Annotated in this window: 25 protein-coding genes; 10 read left to right on the top strand and 15 right to left on the bottom strand. The window is 70.7% G+C overall.

What is annotated here, in order from left to right:
• Positions 1-49 precede the first annotated feature (49 nt).
• A complete protein-coding gene (locus ABT063_RS42680; protein WP_351066343.1) occupies positions 50-1,375 on the top strand; it encodes an extracellular catalytic domain type 1 short-chain-length polyhydroxyalkanoate depolymerase in 1,326 nt (441 codons plus the stop codon).
• Positions 1,376-1,435: 60 nt separating this feature from the next.
• On the opposite strand, the gene ABT063_RS42675 is transcribed toward ABT063_RS42680, so the two are convergent.
• A complete protein-coding gene (locus tag ABT063_RS42675; protein ID WP_351066342.1) occupies positions 1,436-2,515 on the bottom strand; it encodes an NADH:flavin oxidoreductase/NADH oxidase in 1,080 nt (359 codons plus the stop codon).
• A 120-nt stretch (positions 2,516-2,635) separates the two neighbouring features.
• On the opposite strand from ABT063_RS42675, the gene ABT063_RS42670 reads away from it, so the two are divergent.
• Complete coding sequence (locus tag ABT063_RS42670) at positions 2,636-2,986, top strand: ArsR/SmtB family transcription factor (protein ID WP_351066341.1); 351 nt, start codon at positions 2,636-2,638, stop codon at positions 2,984-2,986.
• On the opposite strand, the gene ABT063_RS42665 is transcribed toward ABT063_RS42670, so the two are convergent.
• Positions 2,909-4,330 (bottom strand): nucleobase:cation symporter-2 family protein, encoded by a 1,422-nt coding sequence (locus ABT063_RS42665; protein ID WP_351066340.1) that lies wholly within the window; start codon positions 4,328-4,330, stop codon positions 2,909-2,911. The genes ABT063_RS42670 and ABT063_RS42665 overlap by 78 nt on opposite strands.
• Positions 4,331-4,458: 128 nt before the next feature.
• Entirely contained in the window at positions 4,459-5,802 is a 1,344-nt protein-coding gene (locus tag ABT063_RS42660; RefSeq protein WP_351066339.1) for an FAD-dependent oxidoreductase, read from the bottom strand.
• A 198-nt stretch (positions 5,803-6,000) separates the two neighbouring features.
• Here ABT063_RS42660 and ABT063_RS42655 point away from each other — a divergent pair, with 198 nt between their 5' ends.
• Positions 6,001-6,459, top strand: a complete 459-nt coding sequence (locus ABT063_RS42655; RefSeq protein ID WP_351066338.1) for a DUF6214 family protein — start codon at positions 6,001-6,003, stop codon at positions 6,457-6,459.
• A 23-nt stretch (positions 6,460-6,482) separates the two neighbouring features.
• On the opposite strand, the gene ABT063_RS42650 is transcribed toward ABT063_RS42655, so the two are convergent.
• Complete coding sequence (locus tag ABT063_RS42650) at positions 6,483-7,136, bottom strand: DUF305 domain-containing protein (protein WP_351066337.1); 654 nt, start codon at positions 7,134-7,136, stop codon at positions 6,483-6,485.
• A 211-nt stretch (positions 7,137-7,347) separates the two neighbouring features.
• Here ABT063_RS42650 and ABT063_RS42645 point away from each other — a divergent pair, with 211 nt between their 5' ends.
• Positions 7,348-8,847, top strand: a complete 1,500-nt coding sequence (locus tag ABT063_RS42645) for an LVIVD repeat-containing protein (protein ID WP_502991000.1) — start codon at positions 7,348-7,350, stop codon at positions 8,845-8,847.
• Here the strand turns inward: ABT063_RS42645 and ABT063_RS42640 are convergent.
• From ABT063_RS42640 to ABT063_RS42615, 6 genes are all read right to left on the bottom strand, one after another.
• Complete coding sequence (locus tag ABT063_RS42640) at positions 8,835-9,542, bottom strand: TetR/AcrR family transcriptional regulator (protein WP_351066335.1); 708 nt, start codon at positions 9,540-9,542, stop codon at positions 8,835-8,837. The two genes, ABT063_RS42645 and ABT063_RS42640, sit on opposite strands and share 13 nt — an antisense overlap.
• Before the next feature lie 189 nt (positions 9,543-9,731).
• Positions 9,732-10,424: an HAD family hydrolase gene (locus ABT063_RS42635; RefSeq protein ID WP_351066334.1), complete on the bottom strand. Its 693-nt coding sequence runs from the start codon at positions 10,422-10,424 to the stop codon at positions 9,732-9,734.
• Between the two features lie 9 nt (positions 10,425-10,433).
• Positions 10,434-10,730, bottom strand: coding sequence for a hypothetical protein (locus ABT063_RS42630; protein ID WP_351066333.1), 297 nt, complete (start codon positions 10,728-10,730; stop codon positions 10,434-10,436).
• Complete coding sequence (locus ABT063_RS42625; protein WP_351066332.1) at positions 10,727-11,398, bottom strand: phosphatase PAP2 family protein; 672 nt, start codon at positions 11,396-11,398, stop codon at positions 10,727-10,729. Before ABT063_RS42625 ends, ABT063_RS42630 begins: the two co-directional genes overlap by 4 nt.
• A gap of 89 nt (positions 11,399-11,487) precedes the next feature.
• Positions 11,488-12,423, bottom strand: coding sequence for a M56 family metallopeptidase (locus tag ABT063_RS42620; protein ID WP_351066331.1), 936 nt, complete (start codon positions 12,421-12,423; stop codon positions 11,488-11,490).
• A gap of 134 nt (positions 12,424-12,557) precedes the next feature.
• Positions 12,558-13,097: a DUF5134 domain-containing protein gene (locus ABT063_RS42615; protein WP_351066330.1), complete on the bottom strand. Its 540-nt coding sequence runs from the start codon at positions 13,095-13,097 to the stop codon at positions 12,558-12,560.
• 261 nt (positions 13,098-13,358) lie between these two features.
• Between ABT063_RS42615 and ABT063_RS42610 the strand changes: the two genes are divergently transcribed.
• Positions 13,359-15,962 carry a cellulosome protein gene (locus tag ABT063_RS42610; RefSeq protein ID WP_351066329.1) on the top strand — a complete coding sequence of 868 codons (2,604 nt, stop codon included), beginning with the start codon at positions 13,359-13,361 and terminating at the stop codon, positions 15,960-15,962.
• Here the strand turns inward: ABT063_RS42610 and ABT063_RS42605 are convergent.
• A complete protein-coding gene (locus ABT063_RS42605; protein WP_351066328.1) occupies positions 15,922-16,677 on the bottom strand; it encodes a hypothetical protein in 756 nt (251 codons plus the stop codon). The genes ABT063_RS42610 and ABT063_RS42605 overlap by 41 nt on opposite strands.
• 173 nt (positions 16,678-16,850) lie before the next feature.
• Positions 16,851-17,615 (bottom strand): VOC family protein, encoded by a 765-nt coding sequence (locus ABT063_RS42600; protein ID WP_351066327.1) that lies wholly within the window; start codon positions 17,613-17,615, stop codon positions 16,851-16,853.
• Positions 17,616-17,779: 164 nt separating this feature from the next.
• Between ABT063_RS42600 and ABT063_RS42595 the strand changes: the two genes are divergently transcribed.
• A complete protein-coding gene (locus ABT063_RS42595; protein WP_351066326.1) occupies positions 17,780-18,694 on the top strand; it encodes a GNAT family N-acetyltransferase in 915 nt (304 codons plus the stop codon).
• Between the two features lie 2 nt (positions 18,695-18,696).
• On the opposite strand, the gene ABT063_RS42590 is transcribed toward ABT063_RS42595, so the two are convergent.
• The gene (locus ABT063_RS42590; RefSeq protein ID WP_351066325.1) at positions 18,697-19,089 is read right to left on the bottom strand and encodes a VOC family protein; all 393 of its coding nucleotides are present in this window, start codon (positions 19,087-19,089) and stop codon (positions 18,697-18,699) included.
• 72 nt (positions 19,090-19,161) lie between these two features.
• Between ABT063_RS42590 and ABT063_RS42585 the strand changes: the two genes are divergently transcribed.
• Entirely contained in the window at positions 19,162-19,737 is a 576-nt protein-coding gene (locus ABT063_RS42585) for a GNAT family N-acetyltransferase (RefSeq protein ID WP_351066324.1), read from the top strand.
• A 23-nt stretch (positions 19,738-19,760) separates the two neighbouring features.
• Here ABT063_RS42585 and ABT063_RS42580 read toward each other — a convergent pair whose 3' ends face one another.
• Positions 19,761-20,444 carry a glycerophosphodiester phosphodiesterase gene (locus ABT063_RS42580; protein ID WP_351066323.1) on the bottom strand — a complete coding sequence of 228 codons (684 nt, stop codon included), beginning with the start codon at positions 20,442-20,444 and terminating at the stop codon, positions 19,761-19,763.
• 285 nt (positions 20,445-20,729) lie between these two features.
• Here ABT063_RS42580 and ABT063_RS42575 point away from each other — a divergent pair, with 285 nt between their 5' ends.
• The 3 genes from ABT063_RS42575 to ABT063_RS42565 all read left to right on the top strand — a co-directional run bounded on the left by ABT063_RS42575 (position 20,730) and on the right by ABT063_RS42565 (position 24,009).
• Positions 20,730-22,127, top strand: a complete 1,398-nt coding sequence (locus tag ABT063_RS42575; protein ID WP_351066322.1) for a DUF6421 family protein — start codon at positions 20,730-20,732, stop codon at positions 22,125-22,127.
• A gap of 68 nt (positions 22,128-22,195) precedes the next feature.
• Complete coding sequence (locus ABT063_RS42570; protein ID WP_351066362.1) at positions 22,196-22,942, top strand: SDR family NAD(P)-dependent oxidoreductase; 747 nt, start codon at positions 22,196-22,198, stop codon at positions 22,940-22,942.
• Complete coding sequence (locus ABT063_RS42565) at positions 22,939-24,009, top strand: threonine aldolase family protein (RefSeq protein WP_351066361.1); 1,071 nt, start codon at positions 22,939-22,941, stop codon at positions 24,007-24,009. Before ABT063_RS42570 ends, ABT063_RS42565 begins: the two co-directional genes overlap by 4 nt.
• A 32-nt stretch (positions 24,010-24,041) precedes the next feature.
• Here ABT063_RS42565 and ABT063_RS42560 read toward each other — a convergent pair whose 3' ends face one another.
• Positions 24,042-25,337 (bottom strand): hypothetical protein, encoded by a 1,296-nt coding sequence (locus tag ABT063_RS42560; protein ID WP_351066321.1) that lies wholly within the window; start codon positions 25,335-25,337, stop codon positions 24,042-24,044.
• Positions 25,338-25,609: the final 272 nt, after the last annotated feature.

Below are 25,609 nucleotides of genomic sequence, written 5' to 3'. Positions count from 1 at the left end.
GGAACGCCGCACCACGTCCCCCGAGCCGCGACCAGAAAGGGACAAGGACGTGTCCACCACCCCCCGCAACACCGCCAGGAGATCGCCGCGTTCGGTGCTCGTGGCGCTCCTCGGAGCGCTGGTGCCGTTGCTCGCGGCCACCGTGCTCACCGCGCCCGCCGCCTCCGCCCGCCCCAGGGCGGCCGAGGCGGTCCCGACCGCGACGCTCACCGAAGTGACAAACTTCGGACCCAACCCCAGCAACCTCCAGATGTACCTGTACGTGCCGGACAACGTCACCGCGCGCCCGGCGGTCGTGGTGGCCGTGCACTACTGCACGGGCTCCGGGCCGGCCATGTACTCCGGCACCGAGTGGGCCCAACTGGCCGACCGCCACGGGTTCGTCGTCGTGTATCCGTCGGTCACCCGCGCCAGCAAGTGCTTCGACGTCTCCTCGCCGCAGGCGCTGAAGCGGGGCGGCGGCAGCGACCCGGTCGGCATCAAGTCGATGGTCGACTGGGTCACCCGCACCTACTCCGCCGACACGAGCAAGATCTTCGCCACCGGTATCTCCTCCGGCGCGATGATGACGAACGTCCTGCTGGGCGACTATCCGGACGTGTTCGCGGCGGGGGCCGCGTTCTCCGGTGTGCCCTTCGGCTGCTTCGCCACCACCGACGGCTCGGAGTGGAACAGCGCCTGCGCGAACGGCACGGTGACCCGCACCCCGCAGCAGTGGGGCGACCTGGCCCGCGCCGCCTACCCCGGCTACACGGGCCCCAGGCCACGGATGCAGGTGTGGCACGGCACCGAGGACGACGTCCTGCGCTACCCCAACTTCGGGGAGGAGATCAAGCAGTGGACGAACGTGCTCGGCGTCAGCCAGACTCCCGCGGCCACCGACTCGCCCGTCTCCGGCTGGATCCGCACCCGCTACGGCGCGCCCGGTGACCGGGCCCCCGTGGAGGCGATCAGCCTCCAGGGCGTCGGCCACAATCTCTACGCCTGGGGCATGGCGGAGCGCGCGCTCACCTTCTTCGGGCTGACCGGCTCGGGGCCGGCACCCCAACCTCAGCCGGGCGCCTGCAAGGTGACCGCCACGACCAGTGCCTGGAGTACGGGCCTCACGGCCTCGGTCACGATCACCAACACCGGTACGAGCTCGGTCAACGGCTGGCAGCTCGGCTTCACCCTGCCCGCCGGCCAAGCCATCACCAACGGCTGGGGTGCCACGTACACCCCGTCGTCCGGCTCGGTGACGGCGACCAATGCCACGTACAACGGCACGCTCGCCCCGAACGCGAGCGTGACCATCGGCTACCAGGCGAACCATGGCGGCAACAGCGCGGCACCGGGTGAGTTCACGCTCAACGGGAAGGGGTGCACGCGGGGTTGACACCAGCGGGGTCGGGTGGGCCGGAAGTGGAGCTTCCGGCCCACCCGACCCCGGCGTTGATCAGACCGACCGGTGGTACTGGTCCGGCACCTGCACCTCCCCGCCCAGCTCCCGAGCCGCAAGCCGTGCCCACGACGGGTTGCGCAGCAGTTCGCGGCCCAGGAGTACGGCGTCGGCCTCGTCGTTGGCCAGGATCTTCTCGGCCTGTTCGACCTCGGTGATCAGGCCGACCGCGGCGACCGGAAGCGTGGTCTCGGCCTTGACGCGGGTGGCGAAGGGCACCTGGTAGCCCGGGCCGGTCGGGATGCGGACGCCGGAGGCGTTGCCGCCGGAGGAGACGTCCAGGAGGTCGATGCCGTGCGCCTGGAGGTCCCGGGCGAAGCGGACCGTGTCGTCGGGGGTCCAGCCGCCCTCCTGGAGCCAGTCCGTCGCCGAGATCCGGAAGAACAGCGGCTTGTCGTCCGGCCACACCTCCCGTACGGCGTCGACGACCTCGAGGGCGAAACGGGTGCGGTTCTCGTACGAGCCGCCGTAGGCGTCCGTGCGGTGGTTGGAGTGCGGGGAGAGGAAGTTGCCGATCAGGTAGCCGTGGGCGCCGTGGATCTCGGCGACCTCGAACCCGGCGTCGAGTGCACGGCGGGCCGCGTCCGCGAACTGGCCGACGACCTTCTGGATCTGGGGGGCCGTCAGCTCGGTCGGCACCGGGTGCCGCTCGTCGAACGCCAGCGGGCTCGGGGCCAGCGGCTGCCAGCCGTGGGCGTCCGGTCCGACCGGTGCGCCGCCCTTCCAGGGCCGGTCGGTCGAGGCCTTGCGGCCGGCGTGCGCCAGCTGGATGGCCGGAACCGTGCCCTGGTCCCTCAGGAAGCCCGTGATCCGGCGGAACGCCTCGACCTGGGTGTCGTTCCAGATGCCGAGGTCGTAGGGGGAGATCCGGCCCTCGGGGCTGACGGCGGTGGCCTCGACGATGATCAGGCCGGTGCCACCCGCCGCGCGTGCCGCGTAGTGCGCGAAGTGCCAGTCGGTGGGAGCGCCGATGTCCGGCCCCTCGGGCGCGGCCGAGTACTGGCACATCGGGGGCATCCACACCCGGTTGGGGATCGTCACATCGCGCAGGGTGCAGGGCTCGAAGAGCGCGCTCACGGCGGAGTCCATTCGTCACGGGGCCGTTGGTTCGACTCGTACGATAGGCATCGTAGTACGTCGGATGTCAAACTACGAGAGTTCTCGTACAATGGAGTTCCTTGAAGAAGTGGAGCCACCGTGACCACCTCCGCCGTCAGCAGCCGTGACCTCCCGCACCCGGCGCGCGAGGAGATCCGGCTGGAATCCGTGCTGCACGCGCTGTCCGACCCCATGCGGCTGCGGATCGTGCGAGAGCTCGCCGCCGACGGCGACGAGCTCTCGTGTTCGCACTTCGACCTGCCCGTCACCAAGTCCACCACCACGCACCATTTCCGGGTGCTGCGCGAGGCCGGGGTGATCCGGCAGATCTACCGGGGCACGGCCAAGATGAACGGCCTGCGCAGGGACGACCTAGACGATCTCTTCCCGGGGCTTCTCGACCGGCTGCTCGCCGCCGCCGACCGGCAGGCCGTCCGCCTCGGAGGCTGAACCGGTCGAACCGGCTGAACCGGCTGAAGCGGTCGAACCCGCCTTCGCCGGCAGGTGGTTGAAGAGCAGGTTCAGCACGATCGCCGTCAGGCAGCCCGCGCTGATGCCACTGTTCATCACCGTCTGGAACCAGTCCGGGAACTTCTCGTAGATCGTCGGCACACCGACCGGCAGTACGCCCATGGCCACCGACACGGCCACCACCGTCAGGTTGTTGTTGCCCTTGAAGTCCACCTGGGCCAGGGTCCTCAGGCCGCTCGCCGCGACCGTCCCGAACATCACCAGACCCGCGCCGCCGAGGACCGGCGCCGGAATGGCCGCGACCACCGCGCCCAGCTTGGGCAGCAGGCCGAGCAGGACGAGGATGCCGCCCGCGGCGGCGACCACCCAGCGGCTGCGCACCCGGGTCATACCGACGAGGCCGACGTTCTGCGCGTACGCCGTGTAAGGGAAGGTGTTGAAGATGCCGCCCAGGACGGTCGACAGGCCGTCGGCGCGCAGGCCGTCGGAGAGGGAGCGCGGCTCGACCTTCCGTCCGGTCATCTCGCCGACCGCTATGAAGTCGCCCGTGGTCTCGGTCATCGTCACCAGCGCCACCACCAGCATGGAGATGATCGCCGACGCCTCGAAGGTGGGCGCACCGAAGTGGAACGGCGTGCTGATCCCGACCCAGTCGGCGTCCCCGACCCCGCCGAAGTCCGTGATCCCGAAGGGGACGGCGACCGCCAGACCCACCACGATGCCGATCAGCACCGCGATCCGGCTCAGGAAGACCGGCGCGAACCGCTGCACGCCCAGCACCACCGCGAGCACGAAGGCGGCCAGCGCGATGTTCTTCGGCTCCCCGAAGTCCTCCGCACCGGCGCCGCCCGCCACCCAGTTGCCCGCGACCGGCAGCAGCGAGATGCCGATGACCAGGATCACCGTGCCCGTGACGAGCGGCGGGAAGAAGCGCAGCAGCTTCCCGAAGACCGGCGCGAGCAGCACGATCGCGAGCCCCGCGACGATCACCGAGCCGTAGATCGCGGGCAGCCCGCCACCCGTCGTACCGATGAGCACCATCGGCGACACGGCCGCGAACGTACAGCCCTGCATGATCGGCAACCGCACGCCGAAGCGCCAGAACCCGATGCACTGGATGAGCGTGGCGATGCCGCACACCAGCAGATCAGCGGTGATCAGATACGCCAGGTCCGTGGCCGACAGCTTCATCGCCCCGCCGACGATCAGCGGAACGGCCACCGCGCCCGCGTACATCGCGAGCACGTGCTGCAGACCGAAGGCGGCCAGCTGCCGTACGGGTGGGACCTCGTCTACGGGATGCACGGGGGTGGTGGTTGCCATGGACGCTCCAGAGCGGCGGACGAGCGGGGACGGTCGAACAACATGAGACCGTAAGCGGCTTGAACAGTTTGTTGATTGCTGGTGTGTTGCCGCTGTGTGTCATGCCCACTCAATGACCGCCGACTCTGCTACGGGGCTTCCGTGCGCGCCGCCGCCAGCAGTGACTCCCAGTCGGGCAGCTTGACCACACTCCGCCCGAGCGAGGCCCCGAGCTCCGCCTCCGCCCGCTCGATGGCGCACCACCCGGCCCACTCGACCGGTTCGACCACCTCGGCGCGCAGTGCCGCGAGCGGGTCGCCGGGCAGTTCCTTCCGTACGAGCACGGAGGCGTCCTCGAGCAGGGAGGTCACCGTCTCCTTGGCGTCGGGCCGGTTGGTGCCGATGACGCCGGTCGGGCCCCGCTTGATCCAGCCGGCCACGTACTCGCCCGGCGCGACGAGGCCCTCGCGCAGCACCCGCCCGGCCAGATGCGGAACGGTGCCTCTCGCCGCGTCGAACGGCAGGCCCTCCAGCGGTACACCGCGATAGCCCACCGACCGCAGCACCAGCTGCGCCTCGATGTCCTCGTACCGGCCCGTGCCCGTCACCCCGCCCTGTCCGTCCGGAACCGTGCGCTCGAAGCGCACCGCTCCCACGCGCCCTTCCTCGGCGAGCAGTTCGACGGGGCGCAGGAAGAAGCGCAGCCGGATCCGGCGCGACGCGGCCTGTGACTCGGTCTCCGCCCAGCCGCGCAGCACCTCCACGTTGCGGCGCTGCGCGGCGGGCAGCGCGGAGGGGTCGAGGTACCCGGAGTCCATCGCCAACTCCGCCTGGTCCACGGCCACTTCTGTGTCCGGCAGGGTGCCCAGCTCGCGCAGCTCCTTGGTGGTGAAGCGGGCCTGCGACGGGCCGCGCCGCCCCACCATGCTGATGTCGGTCACCCGGCTCGCGGCCAGCGCCGTGAGCGCCGCCTGCGGCATGTCGGTGGGATTCAGCTCCGCCGGGCCCCGCGCGAGCATTCGGGTGACGTCGACGGCGACGTTCCCGACGCCGATGACGACCGCCGACCGTGCGCCCAGCACGAAACCCTCGGCGGCGGCGTCCGGATGGGCGCTGTACCAGGACACGAACTCGGTCGCCGACCAGCTGCCCGGCAGGTCCTCACCGGGAATCCCGAGGTGCCGGTCGGTGGCGGCGCCCACGCAGTACACGACGGCGTGGTACAGCTCCCGCAGCCGCGCGGCCGGCACTCCGCCGGGGCCGACCTGGACGCCCCCTAGGAACCGCACCCGCTCGTGCTCCAGGACGGTCCGCAGATTGTTCTGCAGCGACTTGATCTTCTCGTGGTCCGGTGCCACGCCGTACCGCACCAGGCCGTACGGGCACGGCAGCCGGTCCAGGACGTCGACGAGCGTCCCGGAATCCTGCTGTACGAGGCTCTGGGCGGTGTAGCACCCGCTCGGCCCGGAGCCGACGACGGCGACATGCAGCACGGCGGAACTCCTTGTCCGGGGTCGGAGGAGATCGCTGGTACTTCCAGCATCGCACCGCCGACGCTGCGCTGACAGGGTGCTGTGCGCCAGACGGGCATGCGTGTCCGTCCGTGTGGAATGTGATCATGCGGTTACGTTGTGTGTGTGCTCGAAGCATCATTTCTTGACCTTTCTGATCGTTCTCCGACGGACGGCACCGTGTCCGTGTGGTCCGCGTGGGAAGTGCAGGAGGACGGGGGAGCGACGTCGTGGTTCGACGTCCGGCTGGCGTTCACCGACGGAGCCCGGGTCGACGTGCTCGCCGTGATGTCCGAGGGGTGCGTCTCCGTCGAGGACGTCCGGGCCCAGCCGGCGCTGTCGCTCGATGATCTGGCGGTGCTCGCGGACTGGATCGAGGGCCCGCTCGCCGAGGCCTGCGGAGGCGGGCCGGAGCCTGCCCCGGAGGCGGCCGGATCGCGCCGTGCCCGCCCCGTGTGGCCGCACGGGGTCGAGGGGCGGTGGCTGGCCGCCCAGGAATACCGCACGGCCCAGGAGGAGGGCGTCGATCCCGTCCTCGCGGTGATGTGCGCGACCGGGCACAGCCGCCGCATGTCGCTCCGGCTCATCGCCCAGGCGCGTGACGCGGGCTTTCTGGCACCACGTCACGCGCGGCGCTGAGCGGGTCGGTTACCGGCAACCGGTCACACCATGTCCCGCATCCGCGTGATCTCGCTGGTCTGCTGTGCGATCACGTCGTCGGCCATCTCCTCGATCCGGACGTTGTTGCCCTGCCCCTTCACGTCCGTGGCCATGGTGATCGCGCCCTGGTGGTGAGTGATCATCAGCGTGAGGAAGAGCTGGTCGAAGGCCTCCCCCCGGGCCGAGCGCAACTTCTTCAGCTGGGCCTCGGTGGCCATCCCGGACATCGTGGCGTGCTCGTGGCCCGTGCCCTTGTCGTCCTCGCCGTGCTCCTTGAGCCAGCCCTGCATGCCGGCGATCTCCGGCTTCTGTGCGGCCGCGATCCGTTCGGCGAGCGCCTTGACCTTCGCCGACTCGGCGCGGTCCGGGACCAGTTCGGTCATCACGAGGGCTTGGGCGTGGTGCTCGATCATCATCCGCGCGTAGGAGACGTCCGCGGAGTTGGGTGAGTCGTCGTCGGTGCGCTGCCGCGCCGCGTCCTCGGCGGACATCTTCCGGTTCTCCTCACCGGGCTTGCCGGGCACGAGCACCGACGGGCCGGTCTCGGCGGCAGACTCGGCGTCCGATCCGGAATCGCAGCCCCCGGCACCGAGTACGGCCAGGGCGGCCAGCGAGGCAACGGCCAGGGGCACGCGGGACGCACGGCGGATGAGCACAACGACCTCCTGTGGCAGGCGGGATGAGGGACACCTCGTAAGGCGTCGGACACCTCGTGAGTGTCGAAGACCGTCCTAACACGCTTCCGCGCGTGACTGATCAAAAACCTTTATTACATGTTCGTTGCCCCCTGTTGATATGTGCATGGTGAAGACGATACTTCGTGGGTGCGTGATCCGTTCCCACGAGAACGGCACTAGGGAGGAAACAGTGATCCTGAAGGACCCCCGAACCAGGCACAGACGCCTGGGAGTTGCCGCGACAGCCGTCGGTCTTCTGGCCGCGCTGCTGACGGCCGGTCCGGCGGCCGCGACCCCTGACCCCGGGGACAAGCCGGCCACGAGCAAGGAGGTGTCCGAGAGCACCGAGGCCCAGGTCCGGTCGGCGATCGCCGAGGGCGAGATACCGGGCCAGGACGAGATCGTCCACTCCGCCAACATCGAACACGTCGTCAACGTCCCCAAGGACGTCCTGCCCGGCACCAACTCCGACCTGGCCTTCCAGGGCAAGTACGCCTACGCCGGCAACTACGACGGCTTCCGCATCTTCGACATCAGCAACCCGAAGGCGCCGAAGACCGTCGCCCAGGTCCTGTGTCCGGGCTCGCAGAACGACATCTCCGTCTCCGGGAACCTGCTGTTCCTGTCCACCGACTCCTCGCGCAGCGACAGCAGTTGCAACAGCACCACGCAGCCCGCCACCGAGAAGTCGTCGTGGGAGGGCATGAAGGTCTTCGACATCAGCGACAAGAAGAACCCGAAGTACGTCGCCGCCGTCGAGACCGCCTGCGGCTCGCACACCCACACGCTGGTGCCCGAGCGCCGGAACGTCTACGTCTACGTCTCCTCGTACTCGCCGAACGCCGCGTACCCGGACTGCCAGCCGCCGCACGACGGGCTCTCGGTCATCAAGGTGCCGCGCAGCGCGCCCGAGAAGGCGGCGGTCGTGGGCTTCCCGGTGCTCTTCCCCGGTGACGGCCCCGACGGCGGCGGCAACCCCGGCGCGCCGACCAACCCGGGCGTCTCCAAGACCACCGGCTGCCACGACATCACGGTCCTGCCGTCCAAGGACCTGGCGGCGGGCGCCTGCATGGGCGACGGCATCCTGTTCTCCATCAAGGACCCGGAGCGCCCGAAGGTCATCGACCAGGTGCAGGACAACGTGAACTTCGCGTTCTGGCACTCGGCGACCTTCAACCAGAGGGCGAACAAGGTCGTGTTCACCGACGAGCTGGGCGGCGGCGGTGCGGCCACCTGCAACGCGGAGATCGGCCCGAACCGCGGCGCCGACGGCATCTACGACATCGTGGGCAAGGGCGACAAGCGCAAGCTGGTCTTCCGCAGCTACTTCAAGATCGACCGTCACCAGGCGGACACCGAGGTCTGCGTGGCCCACAACGGATCGCTGATCCCGGTCAAGGGCAAGGACCTCATGGTCCAGGCCTGGTACCAGGGCGGCGTGTCCGTCTGGGACTTCACCGACTCCTCGAAGCCCAAGGAGATCGCCTACTTCGAGCGCGGTCCGCTGACCACCGACCGGGTCACTACCGCCGGCTCCTGGTCGGCGTACTACTACAACGGCTACATCTACTCGAACGACATCGCCAAGGGCTTCGACGTACTGAAGCTCAACGACCGGCGCACTGACCCTGCGAAGTGGGTCCGCATGAGCGAACTCAACGTCCAGACGCAGCCGGACTACTTCAACTGATCGGCCTGGTCGATCTGGCCGTCGGGGCCGCACTTCGGTGCGTCCCCGGTCGCGAAGAACCGTGACAGATCCGTGTCACATGTCCCGCCGGACGCCGACCCGGCGTCCGGCGGGACACCCAGCTCCCAGTCGAGCCGGTACCGCTTGAACAACTCCGCCCGCAGTACCGGAAGGGGCATCGGCACCCCCGGCACCAGTGCCGCGAAGACCGAGCCCATGAGCAGGGCGCGCAGCATGGGGTAGTCCGCGTCGACGTCCTCGGAGCCATGGCGGGTGACGGTGTCCCGCAGCAACTGGGACAGGCGCTGCTGCTCCGGGCACTGCACGAACCCCTCGGCCTGCAGGATCCCGGCCATGTGCTGGCGCATCAGCACGGGCTGGTCCCGGGCCAGGCCCAGGATCGCGTCGATGGCCCGCGCCATCCGCTCCCGGCCGTCCTCGGTACACGGCTCGCGCTCCAGCGCCTCCTCCAGCGTGCGGTGCATCAGCCGGTGCACGGCGGACTGCACCAGTCTGCGTTTGCCGGGGAAGTAGTACGACACCAGACCGCGCGCCGAGCCCGCTCTGTCCGCGATGTCGCCGAGCGTCGTCGCCTCGTACCCGCGCTCGCTGACCAGCTCGATGGCCGCCTGCAGAAGCCGCTCCCGGGAACGCCGCCGCAACTCTTCATTGACCGAGGCGCTGCGCGGGGACATCCTGTAACTCCTGCGTTGACTGGCTGCCAGCCAACTATACTCAGCTCGTCCGGATCGGCCCTGTGAAGGGCCTGGTCGGGCTGCCGTCCTGCCTCGGGCGACGCGGGGGATCGTCCGAGGCGGGCGGGCATCCACCAGTGGTGGGCCGGGCTGCTTTTCCTTAGGTCCGGTACTTTCTTGGCGCCCGGGTCAGCCCACCAGGTCCAGCACCGGCAGCAGTCCGTCCGGGCGCTGCGTCACCGGCAGGTGGTCCACGAAGTGCACCCCGCACCCCAGGACCGCCGCGCCGCCGTCCGCCCGGCGGTCGTCGCCGACCATGACCACGTCCCGCGGATCGGTGCCGAGCGTCGCGCAGGCGGTCTCGAACAGCCGGGGGTCGGGCTTCTGGATGCCGTGTTCGTACGACAGGACGTAGGTGCCGATGTACGGGTCGAGGCCGTGCTCGCGGAAGACCGGCCGCAGATCCCAGCCGATGTTGCTGACCACGCCGACCCCGATACCGCGCTCGCGCAGCGTGCGCAGCACCTCGGAGGCGTCGGGGTACGGGGCCCACGCGGCCGGCGTCATGTGCCGGTCGTACAGCGCGTCGTACAACGCGGGGTCGGGGAGCGGTACTTGGCGGGAGACACCGGTGTACGCGGCCCGGTGCAGCTCGGCGCTCTTGTCGCGGATGTCCCAGAGCGCGGCGAGCTCGTCGGGGATCCGCTGGTCGGGAACGGTTCCGCCCGGCAGGGCGCCCACTCGCTCCAGGTCCTGCGCGGTCCGCAGCATCTCGGGCTCGGTGAGGGAGAGTTCGGCCTCGGCCAGGACGGCCCGCAGCCATGACTCGGCGGACTCGATACGGAAGAGAGTTCCCGAGAAGTCGAACAGCACGGCAGCCATGGGGTGATCTTACGGGGCCACGTTCCACGCCACGGGAAGTTCACCGCCGCAGAAGACGCAGACGAGGTCACCCTCGCGCACCACTGAGCACCCCCCGCACGCCACGTGCTCGCTCCTGCGCGGCGCGAGCCGCAGCAGGCCGTCCATGGTGATGACGAAGGTGAAGGGCTCCGAGAGCTCCGCCGTCTCGCGACCGGACCGCCACGCGGTGAGATCGGTGGCGGAGCGGACGGCGTGGCCCGTGGCGCCCGGCCGCGGCCGATCTCGGGTCGGGCGGGCCCACATAGCTGTAGTCCGCGTGCTCACGCCCGGCGCCGCTCGTGGACCGCCACCGCCAGCGTCACCACCAGGGCGCCCAGCAGCCAGCCGCCCACCACGTCCGAGGTCCAGTGGACGCCCAGCCACACGCGGGTCAGGCCGACGCCGACGACCGAGATCACGGCCACGGTCACGGCCGTACGCCACAGGGCGCGGTCGACGCCGTGGCGGTGCAGCAGCCACAGCAGGAGGCCGCAGACGACCGTGGCCGTCATGGCGTGGCCCGACGGGAAGGCGGCGTAGTGGGCGGAGTCCACGGGGTCGGGCCAGACCGGCCGCGGCCGGTCGACCGCGGCCTTGAGGGACTGCTGCACCAGGGTGCCCAGCGCACAGGCGGCCGCCAGCCAGCCGGCCGTCCACCAGGCCGAGCGCCGCCACACCAGCCACACCACGACGACCGCGCACAGGATGCGCATCGTCCACGGGTCCCACACCCAGTCGGTGAGGATGCGGAAGGCCTGGGTGACGCCTCCCTCGTCCACCGCCCAGCGGTGGGTGGTGCGGGAGATGTCGCCGTCCAGGGTGAACAGGGGGTGCCACTCGGCGGCGACCAGCGCGAGCAGCAGCGCGGAGCACAGGGCGAGGACGCCCGCGGCACGGGCGGCGGTGCGGTGGACCGGCGGACGGGGCGGGGAGTCGACGGACTGGGTGTGCATGCTGCGATCCTCGCCGACCGATGGGGCGGGAGGCCAGTCGGGGGCGATCTTGGGACGGTCTCGGAACCCACCCGAGGAACCGCCCCGCGTCACCCCAGCGCCCGCAGCCCCGGTACGAACGCCACCACGACCGGGACCACCGGCACCAGCGCCGCCGCCGCCGTCAGCCGCAGCCGGCGTGCCGTCGTGAGCCGGTCCGCAGGCGCGAGCAGCCGGTGCACGCGCTGCGGCACCTGGGCCTGCGGGGTCGGGCAGGGGCCGAACACGCCCCGGTCCTCGTTGAGTTCGACCAGCGCGAGCGCGGTCGTCAGCCGGCCGAAGCGGCGGGAGGCCATGTCGTCGGCGGCGAGCTCGACCAGGCGGTGCATCTCGTCGCGGAACGCGGCGAACACCGGCACCTGGGGGAAGCCGCCGGCCAGCGCGGCCGAGCAGTGCAGCAGCCAGTCGTGCCGGGCCTGGGCGTGCCCCTCCTCGTGGGCGACGAGGGCGTTCAGCTGCCTGCCCTTCAGCCGGCTCAGGGCGGCCGTGGTGACCACGAGCCGGGGCGCCGCACCCGGCAGCCACCAGGCGTCGGGCCGCTCGCCCTCCAGTACCACCAGCCCGCCGCCGGGCTCCTCGCCGGGCAACAGCGGGGCGCGGACGAGGAGTTCGGCCCGGCGCAGCCGACGCCGGGCACGCGCCCGCACCACCTCGCGCACCAGCATCGCCGCGCTCCACACCCCGCCGCAGGCCAGCGCCACCGCGGTCGTCGCGGCCCACGGTCCGGCGGCCGTACCCAGGGTGTAGGCCTCCACGACGGCATGCGGCGCCGGGGCGAACACATGGCCGCGCACCGCCTGCCAGGCCACCGCCGCGCTGAGCGTCATCGACAGCGCACAGCACACCAGCACCGCCGCCACCACGCACTGCCACACCCACAGCGCGAGCACCGGTTCACGATCCGCCCAGTCGGCCCGGGCCAGCAGCCGGGGCGCGACGACGGCGGTCAGGCCGCCGAGCAGCAACAGTGCCGCGGGGAGCATCATGCGGCCACCCTATGAGCGCCGTGCCGCTCAGGGGTACGGACCGCGAGGCCAAAGTGACGCAGGCAACGGTTGCGTACGGCGGCAATGGCTTTGTACGGCAGCAAGGCCGTCGTACGGCGCGCCACGTCCCGGCGTCAGAGCGTCAGCAGCATGGCCACCATCGCGATCCCCATCGACAACCGGCACGCCCGCGCCAGCTCCGGCCGGTCGCCCCACCCCCCGGCCCCGCCACCGGCGGCCACAGGGACCAGCCGTACGCCCGACAGCAGCACGTACCCCGCGAAGTAGAGGAGCAGCGCCCCCGTCAGCAGCGGGACCCCGGCACCACCGTGCCCGGTGTGGCCGACGGGGGAGGCGGCCATGACCACCGCCATGTAGACCATCGCCGAGGCACCCACGAGGTGGTGCAGATGGCGGGCGCCTGCCCTGGCCGCCCACAGGGCGTGCAGCGCGGCCACGCCGAAGACGACCGCGTACAGGGGCCAGGCCCACGAGGGCGGGGTGAACACCGCCGCCGGTACGGCCATCGCGGCCATCCCGAAGCCCATGAGCGCCTCGCCGCCCGCCGCACTGCGCTGCTCCTCGACGGTGCTGCGCATGCGCAGCAGACAGTAGGCCCCGGTCGCCGCACACAACGCCACCAGCAGCCAGCCGGGCGAAGCCGGTCCGTGCACGCCCACCTCCCCGCTCGACGGTCGGTCAAGGGATGCGATGCCCGGGCCGTGCGGCGCGAACGCGAGCGCAAGGGTGTACACGGGGAGCACTCGACGGAGCACAGCGGGTAACCGATGTTCGATCCGCGCCTGAACTGCTCCGCGGTCGGGTACCGGAAGTTTCGGAGGCCGGCGGGCCATTGACGTGGCCGACGCCTCCTTCTTACGTTCGACCCGGGCCGGTTCGGATCATCGACTGGCGTACGACATGCCGGACGAAGGATGGATGCCGTGGCAGCCGAGACCCCCGCCGCCCCCGATCCCCAGCAGCTCGTCGTCGATCTCGGCACCGAGACCGGCCCCTTCCACGGCGGCGCGAGCGGAACGCTCTACGGCCTGTACGGCGACGGTGTCCCCAGTCGCGCCCTGGTCGAGGGCATGTACGTCCGCACGGTCACGACCAAGGCCCAGGACGGCGTCCAGCACCCCGGCGCCGACGCCCTGGAGATCCTGCCGTCCTTCGTCGCGGCGGGCGGCAAGGACGTGTACGTCTACCTGACCGACTTCTACCGCGGCTTCCCCTACGAATGGCCCGGCACCACCGGCGAGGAACGGCTCGCAGGCTTCCTGGAGATCATCCGCCGCCAGGTCGAACAGGTCCTGACGCTGGGCGCGCACAAGTCCCACGTCGTGTACGTCCCCTTCAACGAGCCCGAGGGCAACATGTTCGGCGAGGGGGAGTGGAGCTACGACGGGGTCTCCTGGCGCACCGATCCACGGCACTACTTCGCGGCCTGGAAGGACGCCTACCGCCTGATCAAGGGCCTCGACCCCGATGCGCGGATCGCCGGACCCAACACCAGCATCCTGTACCCCGAGGTCAGGGGCTTCCTGGAGTTCGCCGAGGCGCACGACGTCCTGCCCGACGTGATCACCTGGCACGAGCTGTCCTCACCGGCCGAGGTCCGCACGAACGTCGCCAAGTACCGTGAGATGGAACGGGAGTTGGGCATCGGCCCGCTGCCCGTCAACCTCAACGAGTACGCGCACAATTACCACGTGTCCGTACCCGGCCAGATGGTGCAGTGGATCTCCGCGATCGAGGAGTCCAAGGTCGACGCCGACATCGCGTACTGGAACATCGCCGGCAACCTCAACGACTCTGCGGTCGAGGCGGGCAAGGGCAACGGGCAGTGGTGGCTGTTCAACGCGTACGGGCAGTTGACCGGGAACACGGTCAGGGTCGTCGCGCCGCATCCCAACGTGCAGTACACGCTGCAGGGGCTGGCCACCCTGGACCGGGACAAACGGCAGGCCCGGGTCCTGTTCGGCGGGGCGGGCGGGGCGGCCGACGTCGTCTTCGAGGGCGTGGACCCGGACGTCTTCGGTTCGGCCGTGCACATACGGCTCCAGGAGATCCCGTGGACCGGGCAAGTGGGCGCCTGTGCCCGGCCGTTGCGCCTGCACGACGGTGAACTGCCGGTCGTGGACGGCCGGGTGACGCTTCCGGTGAGCGATCTCGACGCGATGTCCGCCTACCAGGTCATCCTGTCGCCGGGCGGCAACGGAGCCGTGTCCCTGCCGCCCTCGGTCGGCGGGAGATGGACGTACGAGGCCGAGGACGCCACGTACACCGGCGGCGGCTACTCGAAGAACGGGCCCGAGGGATCCCCGTCCGCAGTGGACAGGTTCGCCACCTCCGGCGGCTACCACGTGGGCGGTCTGCGCACCGGTTCCGACGGCGTCCTCACCTTCGACGTCGAGGTCCCGCAGGACGGGACGTACGACATCAGCGTGTTCGCCAACTCCTACAACCTCGCCGAGCCGGTGCGCGAGCAGGGCCCCACCAACGTCTTCCTGCGCGTCGACGGCGAGGACCCGCGAGAGCTGCGGCTGCCGCTCGGCTACAAGTGGGCGGTGTGGGGCCACACGGACACGCGGGTCGAGCTGACCGCCGGCCGGCACCGGATCACCCTCGCCGCACAGGACCCGGACCTCGGCGTCACGAAGGGCGAGGCGGTCATCGACAAGCTGGACCTCGCCCTGCGCCCCGACGACGACACCGCGCTGTACGAGGCCGAGTACGCGTCTCTCGGCGGCGGCGCGGTCGTCAGCCACGCGCATCTCGGCGCGTCGGGGCCCGGCGCAGCCGTGCTGCCGAAGGGCGGCACGGTCACCTTCTGGGTGCACGCGGCCGACGGGGGCGAGGCGAGCGTGACCGTCGACGTGCTCGGACCCGGGGAGGGCCTGCTGACGGTCAACGGCGAGGAGGCCGGACGCGTGGAGCGGGGAACCGTCCCGCTGTTCCTGAACGGAGGGATCAACAAGCTCACGGTCACCGGCACTTCGGAGTGCCTGGTGGTGGACCGGCTGCGCGTCGGCCCGTCCCGCGGGCTGCTGCCCACCACCGCGTACCCGGCCGAGGAAGGCGTCCTGACCGGCACCGCGAAGGTGACCGGATACTCGTACGCCACCGGCGGCAAGGCGGTGGACGGCATCGGCGGCGGGACCGACAACGCGCTCACGCTGACCGTGACGGCGGAGCGCGCCGGACGCCACGCGCTGACGATCCGCTACGCGAGCGGCGAGCAGGCGCCCGCCACCCACTACAACCCGGACCCGGTCTGCCGCCACGCGGACGTCTCCGTCAACGCGGCCGACCCGCGGCGTGTGCTGTTCCCCACGACCTTCCACTTCAACAACTTCTGGAACCTCTCGATCCCCGTCACGCTGCGACAAGGCGTCAACACGGTCACCTTCACCGCCGACCTCCTCCCCGGCTTCGACGGCGACACCGGCGACGAGCACGGCCGGCGTTCCGCTCACGCCCCGGTCATCGACCAAGTCACCGTGACGCCGCTGTTCCCGGGCACCTCGGCCGCATGAGGTCCAGATCCTCGCCCCACGCATCCAGCGTGGGGCCGTGCCCGGCCCGTCGTGCCGCGTCCTCGACCCGGGCGAAGAGCCGCCGCTGCACAGCCACCTCGCCGGTGCCCGCGATCCGGCCGACCACCTCCAGCAGCGCGTCCGTCTCCCATCCAGGCAAGGGAAACCGTTCCAGCTCCCACTCCAGGTACTTGTTGTACGGCCGCGGACGGCGATCGAGGGCGAAGAGCAGGTCCAACAGGGACGACATGCTGTCGGCCGCGTCCAGCCGGGCGGCGAGCGGATGGCCGTCCCGGGCGTTCTTGACCGACCGGTAGAGCGAGTTGGCGTAGGCGTCCAGGCAGCCGGCCGCGGCCCTGAACGCCTCTTCCTCGCCCAGGTGTCCCTTGGTGGCGACGATCTCGGCGATCCCGCCGTCGAGCCGGTCGAGCAGGACCCGAGCCCGGGCGAGGGCATACCGTTCCCAGCCGCCGAGCCGGCGGAAGTCCTCGACCGTGGTGACGACGAGGTCGAGCCGCGCGGAGCGGTGGCCGTCAAGACGGGTGAGGTCGCTCACCGTGTCGTCGGCGAGGACGACGTACAGGTCGTGGTCGGAGTGTTCCGTGGCCATGCCGTCGTGGGCTTGGGAGCCCTTCAGGACGAGACCGACGACGGCCGGGTCGTCGGCGGCGCGGGCGAGGAACGCGTCGTAGGACAAGGGGAGTTCGTGACTCACGTGTGATCTCCAGGGTGCGACGGGATGAGAACACCGACCGCCCTCGCCGCCACGCCGGCGGGAGGGTGGTCGTTCCGTCCGCGGCGGCCGCTGCGCCGCCGCCCTGAAGGTCAACGCACGCGCCGCACGCTACCCGGCTCGGACGGCCGCCCGCCCCCGGTTTTCTCCCTCGCTCAGCCCTCGTCGGCCGCCCGGTACACACCGAACATCGCCGCCTGCGGATCCCGCAGCACGGCGATCCGCGGTCCGTCCGGCACGGCGGTGGGTTCCATGAGGATGGCGCCGCCCGCCTGCGTCGCCCTGGCCGAGGTCGCGTCCACGTCCTCCACCGCGAAGTACGGCAGCCAGTGCGCCGGCACCTCGTGGGGGAACTTGTCGTCCATCGTCACCATGCCGCCGAAGTCCGCGCCGTCGATGCGCCACTGGGTGTAGTGCTCCGAGGCGTTGACGCTCCAGCCGAACACCGTCGTGTAGAAGTCGACGGCCCGCTCGGGGGCGCGGGTCAGCAGCTCCACCCAGCCCAGCGAGCCGGGCGCGTTGAGCAGCCCGGCGCCCGGGAAGGCCCGTGCCTGCCACAGGTGGAAGGCGGCGCCGGTCGGATCGCGGACCACGGCGAAGCGGCCCAGGTCGAAGACGTCCATCGGGCCCACCAGGACGCTCCCGCCGGCCTCCGCAACCCGCGCCGTGGTGGCGTCCACGTCCGGCGCGGCGAACGACACGCTCCACGCGACGGGCTGCCCCTCCTGGTACAGCGGGCTCAGCGCGGCGACCGGCGCGTCCCCGAGGTGCGCGAACGTGTAGCCACCCGCCTCCTGGCGGGGATCCGTCTCGGCACGCCAGCCGAACAACTCCTCGTAGAATCGCTTGGCACCCGCCAGGTCACTGGTCCCGAGCTCGGCCCAGCAGGGCCCGCCGGTCACCGGCTTGTCGAGCTTCATGGCGTTCCTTCCGCTGAGAAGCCCCTTCCAGCACGCTAAGCCCCTCCCCGGCCACCGGCCATCCGGCGAAATTCACTGGAGCCGGCGCCGTACACCGACGTACGCTCGACCCCGTACCGCACCCGTCGCGGCCTCCCGCCCACCGCCCTGCCCGGAGGTCCCGCATGTCCGCGATCGAGGTGCGCCCCTTCCGCCGCGACGACCGTGACCAGCTCACCGACCTGATCAACGCCCACGTCGCCGCCGTCGTCCCCGGCGTCTCCGTCTCGGTGAACACGGTTCTCAGCGACATGGAGCGACAGCCCGGCGAGTCCTTCACCGACCCGTGGGTGAGCGAGCGGGTCACTCTCGTCGCCGTGCAGCGCGGCTCCGTGGTGGCGGCGGCCCATCTGCTGCGCTACCGCGCCGACGCCGACGTCGGCGAGTGCTACCGGGACATCGGTGAGATCGACTGGTTCGTCCGGCAGCCGCCGGCCTCCTTCTGGCCGGACTCCGACGAGGCCGCCGACCTGCTGATGTCCGCCTGCCTGGCCCGGCTCGCCCGCTGGAACGTCCGCGCCCGGTACGCCAGTGCCGACGTGCCCGCCCCCGTCGTCTACGGCCTGCCCCGCAACTGGCCGCACATCCGCGCCGTCTTCGAACGCGCGGGTTTCCGGCACACCGGGGACACCGAGGTGATCCTGATCGCGCGGGTGGCCGACCTGCCGCCCTGCGAGCCCCGGGCGGGCGTCACCGTCGAGCGCACGCTGGGGGAGTGCGGCACCCGTTTCACGGCGTACGCAGACGGCCGCACCTTGGGCTTCATAGAGGTCGACACCTCCCTCGCCCGCCCCGAACGCCACACCCGCGCCGCGGGCCTCGCCGACATCGGCAACCTGCACATCGACCCGGAGCAGTACGGCCAGGGCCTGGAGCACTGGCTCCTCGGCCAGGCCGCCGACTGGCTGCGCCTGTGCGGCGTGGACCGGCTCCTGGCCTACGAACCGGCCACCGACCGCACGATGATCGGCCACCTGACCTCGGCGGGCTTCCGCGAACTGACCCGCACCGACCGCCGCTGGGAGCACCGGCCCGGCTGACCTCAGACACCGGGCCGGTAGCGCAGCGGATGGTCCGCAGGCACCTCCACCAGCACGATCGGCGTGCCGTCCGGATCCGCGATCCACATCTCGACCAGCCCCCACGGCTCCTTCACCGGCGGCCGGACGATCTCGACGCCCTTGCCCCGCAGTTCGTCGTGCGCCGCGGCCACGTCCTCGACCTGGAGCCACAACCGCACGGCCGGGGACGGGGGAGTGTCGGACCGCCCGGAGACCTCCAGGAAGCCGCCACCGAGGAAGTAGACGGTGCCGCGCTCCGCCCCCGTGCCGAACTCGCGGTAGACGGCGAGGCCCAGCTGCTCGCCGTAGAAGACACGGGACCGTTCCGGATCGGTGGGCCGCAGCAGCGTTCGGCCACTCAGTACGTGCACCATGCACCCGGAGCCTAGTGGCGGGGTTACTCTCTTCGATGCCTGAGCCGCGCCGAGCAACCGGAGATCCGAGTCATGGACACCGCCGCCACCGGAACCGCCACCGGAACCGCCACCGGAACCGCCACCGGACTGACCTTCCGTGATGCCACCGAGGCCGACGTGGACGCGCTGGTCGCGCTGATCGAGTCGGCGTACCGAGGGGACTCCAGCCGCACCGGGTGGACCACCGAGGCGGACATCCTCGAAGGGCAGCGGACCGACCCCGAGGGCGTGCTGGCCGTCATCAAGTCGCCCGACAGCCGGCTGCTCACGGTCGAGCGCGACGGGCGGATCGTCGCCTGTTGCCAGCTCGAACACCGCGGTGACCACGCCTACTTCGGGATGTTCGCGGTCAGCCCCGAGCAGCAGGGCGGGGGCCTCGGCAAGGTGATCATCACGGAGGCGGAGCGCACGGCCCGCGAGACCTGGGACGCTCAGGAGATGCACATGACCGTGATCTCCGTACGGAACGACCTCATCGCCTGGTACGAGCGCCGCGGCTACCGCCGTACGGGTCGGATGACCCCCTTCCCGTACGGCGACGAGCGCTTCGGCATCCCGCAGCGCGACGACCTGCAGTTCGAGCTGCTGGTCAAGGAGCTCGCATAATCGTTACGGCGGTCAGCCGATCCTTACGCCGTGAAGCGGCCGGTGCGCTTGATCTCCGGGTAGTCGGTGGTCGCGCCGTCCAGCTCCAGGGCGCGTACGAGTCGCAGGTGGTCCTGCGTGTTCACCACCCAGCCGATGATCTTCAGGTCGGCCTTCCGCGCGTGCTCCACGACCTCCAGGGTGAGCCGGCGGATGTTCAGGCAGACGGTCGCGGCACCGGCCTCCACCGCGCGGTCCACGATGTCGGTGCCGTAGCGGCTGCCGATGAGCGCGGTCCGTACACCCGGCACCAGCCGGGCGATCTCGGCGATCGCCTCGTCGTGGAACGAGGACACCTCGACCCGCGAGACCAGGTCTCGCTCGTGCATCACCTCGGCCAGCGCACGCGCCGCGGCAACGTCCTTGATCTCGGCCTGCAAAGGCGACCGCACGGCGTCCAGGACCTCCTCGAACACCGGAACGTTCTCCCCGCGGCCTGCGTCCAGGGCACGCAGCTCGGCGAGGGTCAGCTCGGCGATCGGGCCGCTGCCGTCCGTCGTGCGGTCCACGTGGGTGTCGTGCATGACGACCAGGGCGTCGTCCTTGCTCAGATGCAGATCGAGTTCGAGTACGTCGAGGCCGGCCTGTTCGGCCGCGACGAAGGAACGGAGGGTGTTCTCGGGTTCGACACCCATGACTCCGCGGTGACCGATGGTAAGGAAGTTCAAGGTTCAACTCGCTTCCGTCGACGGCGACTCGGAGGCTCGCGCGGGCCGCAGGGGGGCGGCCACGCGGGCAGATTCGCAGCCTAACGGCCCTGCCCCGTGTTGGACCCGAGCCTGCGCCGGGAGCGGGTGTGTGGAGCGGAAGCAGTTGCCATCGCGGTATCAGGCAGGAAAATATTCTGTGTAGACCAGGGGTGTGCAGGATAATTTCCCGAGTCTCCGCTTGCTGGGAGAAACCGCGTGTGTATACGGTCTCCTTACGCGAGGTTCTCCAGTGGAGGATGGGACATGACGGAAATTCTTGTGCAGACGGCTTCGGAGGAGCAGGTTCCTCCCGCGACTCGGGTGGTCGAGCACCCGGCGTGGCCGGTGCTCAAGGATGCCGTGGAGCAGATCCGGCCATGGCAGTCCAAGGACGGATCGATCGACTTCGAGGCCGAGGGCGCCCCGGAACCCGCGGACGTCGAACTCGCCGTACGGCGTGTCGTCCACGCGGTCGAGGAGCTGTCCCCGCTGCTCCCGCACGACGCCGACTACCACGCGGCCCTCGTGAAGGACCTGCGCCACTGGGCCGACGGCGGCTTCAAGGTGCCCGACTTCCTCGACTCGCTGCTGGCCTTCCAGCCCGCCGCACACCGCGCGGACGGCCTCCAGCACCTGGTCGTCTTCCCGATGTACACGCAGAACGGCAACCCGGACCGCAACCTCGAAGCGGTCGTGCTGCGCATGGTCTGGCCGGACTGGCTGGCCGAACTGGAGCGCACCCGCTACGACAACCCGCTGTTCTGCGGCATCACCTTCGAGGACTTCACGGCCGGCTACGACACCAACTCCGCCGTGCTCTTCCCCGAGACCATCGCCGTGCGCGAGGCCCCCGAGCGGTTCAGCTGGGGCGGCATCTTCTGCGACCGCGAGGCCGCCCGCTTCCGCCGCGTCACCGCGGCCGCCGTCGACATCCTGGGCCTGGACCTGCCCGCGGACGTCGCCGCCATGGTCGACGACCACAAGCGCTGCGAGGAGGCGTTCGTGCTGTGGGACATGGTCCACGACCGCACCCACAGCCACGGCGACCTGCCGTTCGACCCGTTCATGATCAAACAGCGCCAGCCGTTCTGGATGTACGGCCTGGAGGAGCTGCGCTGCGACCTCACCGCCTTCAAGGAGGCCGTGAAGCTGGAGGCGGACGGCGTCCCGCAGGCCCGTGACGTGCAGTACGCCGTGCTGTTCGACCGCATGTTCCGCTTCCCGGTCACCGGCGAGCGCGTGCGCAACTACGACGGCCTGGGCGGCCAGCTTCTCTTCGCCTACCTGCACAAGCACGACGTCGTCCGCTGGACCGACAACAAGCTGTCCATCGACTGGCAGCGCGCCCCGCAGGTCACCAACCAGCTGTGCGCGGAGATCGAGAAGCTCTACCGCGAGGGCATCGACCGCCCCAAGCTCGTCCACTGGTTCGCCGGGTACGAGCTGGTCGCCACCTACCTCGCCCCGCACCCGGGCTCCAAGTGGGCCAAGGGCCCCGACGCCCTGGACCTGAGCCTGCCGCCGCGGAAACTCGTCGATGACGTGCTTCCGGACGAGTTTCCGCTGAGCATGTTCTATGAGGCACTGTCCAAGAAGCTCAAGAACGTGATCGCCTCCACCAAGGGCATCACGGCGGACGGCGCCGAGCGGGTCGCCGCGTGAGCGACCGCGCTACCGGTGCGCCCCCGCGGCACACCATGGACACGGACACTGCTCAGGAGGCGAAGATCATGGGGAATGGGGCTCTCAGCGGTGCGGTGATCGCGGTGGCCGGCGCGGGCGGACCCGCCGGGCGGGCGACACTGCTCCGGCTCGCCGAGGCGGGCGCGACCGTCATCGGCTCGGACAACGACCCCGAGCGCCTGGCCGAAGCCGTGGACGCGGCGAGCTACGCGCACGGCGGCGCGACCGTCACGGGTGACACGGTCGACCTGCTCGACCTGAAGGCGACCCGCGAGTGGGCCATTCGCGTCGAGAAGGACTTCGGCCGTGTCGACGGGCTGGTCCACCTCGTCGGCGGCTGGCGCGGCAGCGAGACCTTCACCAGGACGAGCCTGGACGACTGGGACTTCCTGGAGATGTTGCTCGTCCGCACCGTCCAGCACACCTCCCTCGCCTTCCACGAGGGGCTCCAGCGCAGCGACCGCGGCCGGTACGTCCTGATCAGCGCCGCGGGCGCGAGCAGGCCCACCGCGGGCAACGCCGCCTATGCCGCCGCCAAGGCCGCCGCCGAGGCGTGGACGCTGGCCATGGCCGACTACTTCCGCAAGGCCGGGGGCGCCGAGGGGCCGACGTCGGCGGCTGCGATCCTGGTGGTGAAGGCACTGGTGCACGAGGCCATGCGCGCCGAGCGCCCCAACGCGAAGTTCGCGGGCTTCACCGACGTCGAGGACCTGGCCGAGAAGATCGTCGGAATCTGGGAGAAGCCCGCCGCCGAAGTGAACGGAAAACGTCTGTGGCTGACCGAGAAGCCGTGAACCCGCCGAAGACCGACGCGCGTCGCCATCACGACCCGGAGGTTCGCGGTTTCGCCAGCGACAACTACGCCGGGGCCCACCCGGAGGTGCTCGCCGCCCTGGCCCTGGCCAACGGCGGGCACCAGGTCGCGTACGGCGAGGACGTCTACACCGAGAACCTCCAGCGGATCGTCCGCAGCCACTTCGGCGCCACGGCCGAGGCGTTCCCGGTCTTCAACGGCACCGGCGCCAACGTCGTCGCCCTCCAGGCGGTCACCGACCGCTGGGGCGCGGTGATCTGCGCCGAGACCGCGCACATCCACGCCGACGAGGGCGGCGCCCCCGAGCGCATGGGCGGCCTGAAGCTGCTCACAGTGCCCACGCCCGACGGCAAGCTCACGCCCGAGCTGATCGACCGGCAGGCGCACGGCTGGGAGGACGAGCACCGCGCGATGCCGCAGGTCGTCTCGATCACCCAGGCCACCGAACTGGGCACGGTCTACACGCCGGACGAGATCCGCGCGATCTGCGACCACGCCCACGCCCGCGGCATGAAGGTGCACCTGGACGGCTCCCGCATAGCCAACGCGGCGGCCTTTCTGAATGTGCCGATGCGGACGTTCACCAACGCCGTGGGCGTCGACATCCTCTCCCTGGGTGGCACGAAGAACGGCGCGCTGTTCGGCGAGGCGGTCGTCGTCATCGACCAGGACGCCGTCAGCCACATGAAGCACCTGCGCAAGCTGTCCATGCAGCTCGCCTCCAAGATGCGCTTCGTGTCGGTGCAGTTGGAGGCCCTGCTCGCCAGGGACCTGTGGCTGCGCAACGCCCGCCACTCCAACGAGATGGCCCAGCGGCTCGCGGAAGGGGTGCGGGCCGTGCACGGAGTGAAGATCCTCTACCCCGTGCAGGCCAACGCGGTCTTCGCACGCCTCCCGCACGACGTGAGCGAGCGCCTGCAGCAGCGGTTCCGCTTCTACTTCTGGGACGAGGCGGCGGGCGACGTGCGCTGGATGTGCGCGTTCGACACGACGGAGGAGGACGTGGACATGTTCGTGGCGGCGCTGAAGGAGGAGATGGCCCGCTAGGGCCTGCCCGGCGGACAGGCCCTGCGTGGTGTTCAGCCGTTGACGACGATCGCCGCGCTGTTGTTGCGCAGGTTCGGGTCGAACTTCCGGATGTCCAGCTCCGGGTGGTCGTTGACGGTGGCGATGGCGGCGCGTGCCCCGCGCACCACCCGGTCGATCCGCAACTGGACCTCCATGGTGTGGGACGCCTTGTCGTGCAGCCAGATCGGCGTCGCGCAGAAGTACGTCGTGGCGGGCTGGCCCTCCGGGGACGGCGGCAGCGTCCAGCAGTCGTCCTCCGGCAGGCCGACGACCGTGGTGCCCTCCGGCGCCTGGAACCGCACCGTGGCCACGGCCGCGCCCGCGCCCAGCGACGCCACCCACGCCGGGCCGCGGTTGTACACGGTCATCCGGGCGGTCACGGTGTCACCGGCGGCCCCGAGCACCTTGCTGCCGGTGAGCTTCAGGTCGGCGGTGTTCCTGGCCTCGAGGATGACCGTCCGGTAGTTGTCCGACATGTCGAGGTCGGGGTCCTCGGCCGCGCCCCGTGCCGCTGCCACGGGGCGCAGGTTCAGCTCGGGCCCGGTGCCCTTGGTGTACGTCGCGCTGCCGCGGGCGGCTTCCAGCGCCTCGTCCGAGTAGGGCTGGACGGAGTGGTCGAACCGCTCGTACAGCGCCTTCCGCCCGACGCCGAGCTCCGTCTCCAGCGCGTACTGTTGCCCCGGCGCCACGGGCTCGTCCAGCACGCACAGCGCGGACGTACCGGTGGCGCGCTCGTGGTACTCGCAGTTGGAATGCCGCTCCATGAAGCGCAGCCCGTACGAGGCGTTGAGCCACAGCAGCGTACGCTCCGCGATGCGGTTGCCGCTGTTGGAGACGCTCGCCCGTACGCGGGTGTCCGTGCCCGGCTTGAGACCCCGTTGGTCGTCGGCCTCGCTGAGCCCCAGGTCCGGGCCGTTGCCCACGGTGACCCGGGTCTCCTGCGGATGCGACGTAGCCTCCCCGGCGGTGGCCGTGTAGCGCACGTACCCCGACGCGTCGGGGTCCGCGCCCGGCAGCGCGCGGACCCCGAACTCGGCGGCCCGCACGCCGTCTGTCCCGACCGGCATCTCAGGGAAGGCGCACACCGCCTTGACCGCCGACTCGGGCACGCAGTTGGCGGGCCACGACACCCGCGCGAAGGAGCCGATCTCGCTCGCGTCCACGGTCAGTTGGCCGGCCGGCACGCTGTCGTCGGCGTTGTCGCGGCTGACCCCCACCGCGAAGGTGCGCTCACGCGCGCTGCCGTCCGCGTCCGCCCCGGGCAGCACCGTCTCGTACGGCGCGCTGATCCACAGCTGGTGGGACACGGCCTGCACGGGCCCGGCCCCGACCGCCGCAAAGGCGCAACCGGCGAGTGCGGCTCCGAGCAGTCGGTGTCTCGCGGGTCGCGCCGGCCTGGTCTGTGGGTCTTTCATGTCTTCCCCCTTGTGCATGATCTGCGGTCTGTCCGTGGCCAGACCCGCGGTACGGAGGAAGGGTTGTGCCGGGGCATCGGGTTGCGGCGGTGTTCGGCCGTTCTTCGTCCGCCGAGCGACGAGTTGCATAGATATACGTGTGATCGAAAATCCATTGACGTTCG

It is taken from the genome of Streptomyces sp. NPDC002838, from assembly GCF_040295365.1.
Classification (GTDB): domain Bacteria; phylum Actinomycetota; class Actinomycetes; order Streptomycetales; family Streptomycetaceae; genus Streptomyces.
Note: the sequence above shows the minus strand (reverse complement) of the source record. Positions and strands in the feature narration are given on the sequence as shown.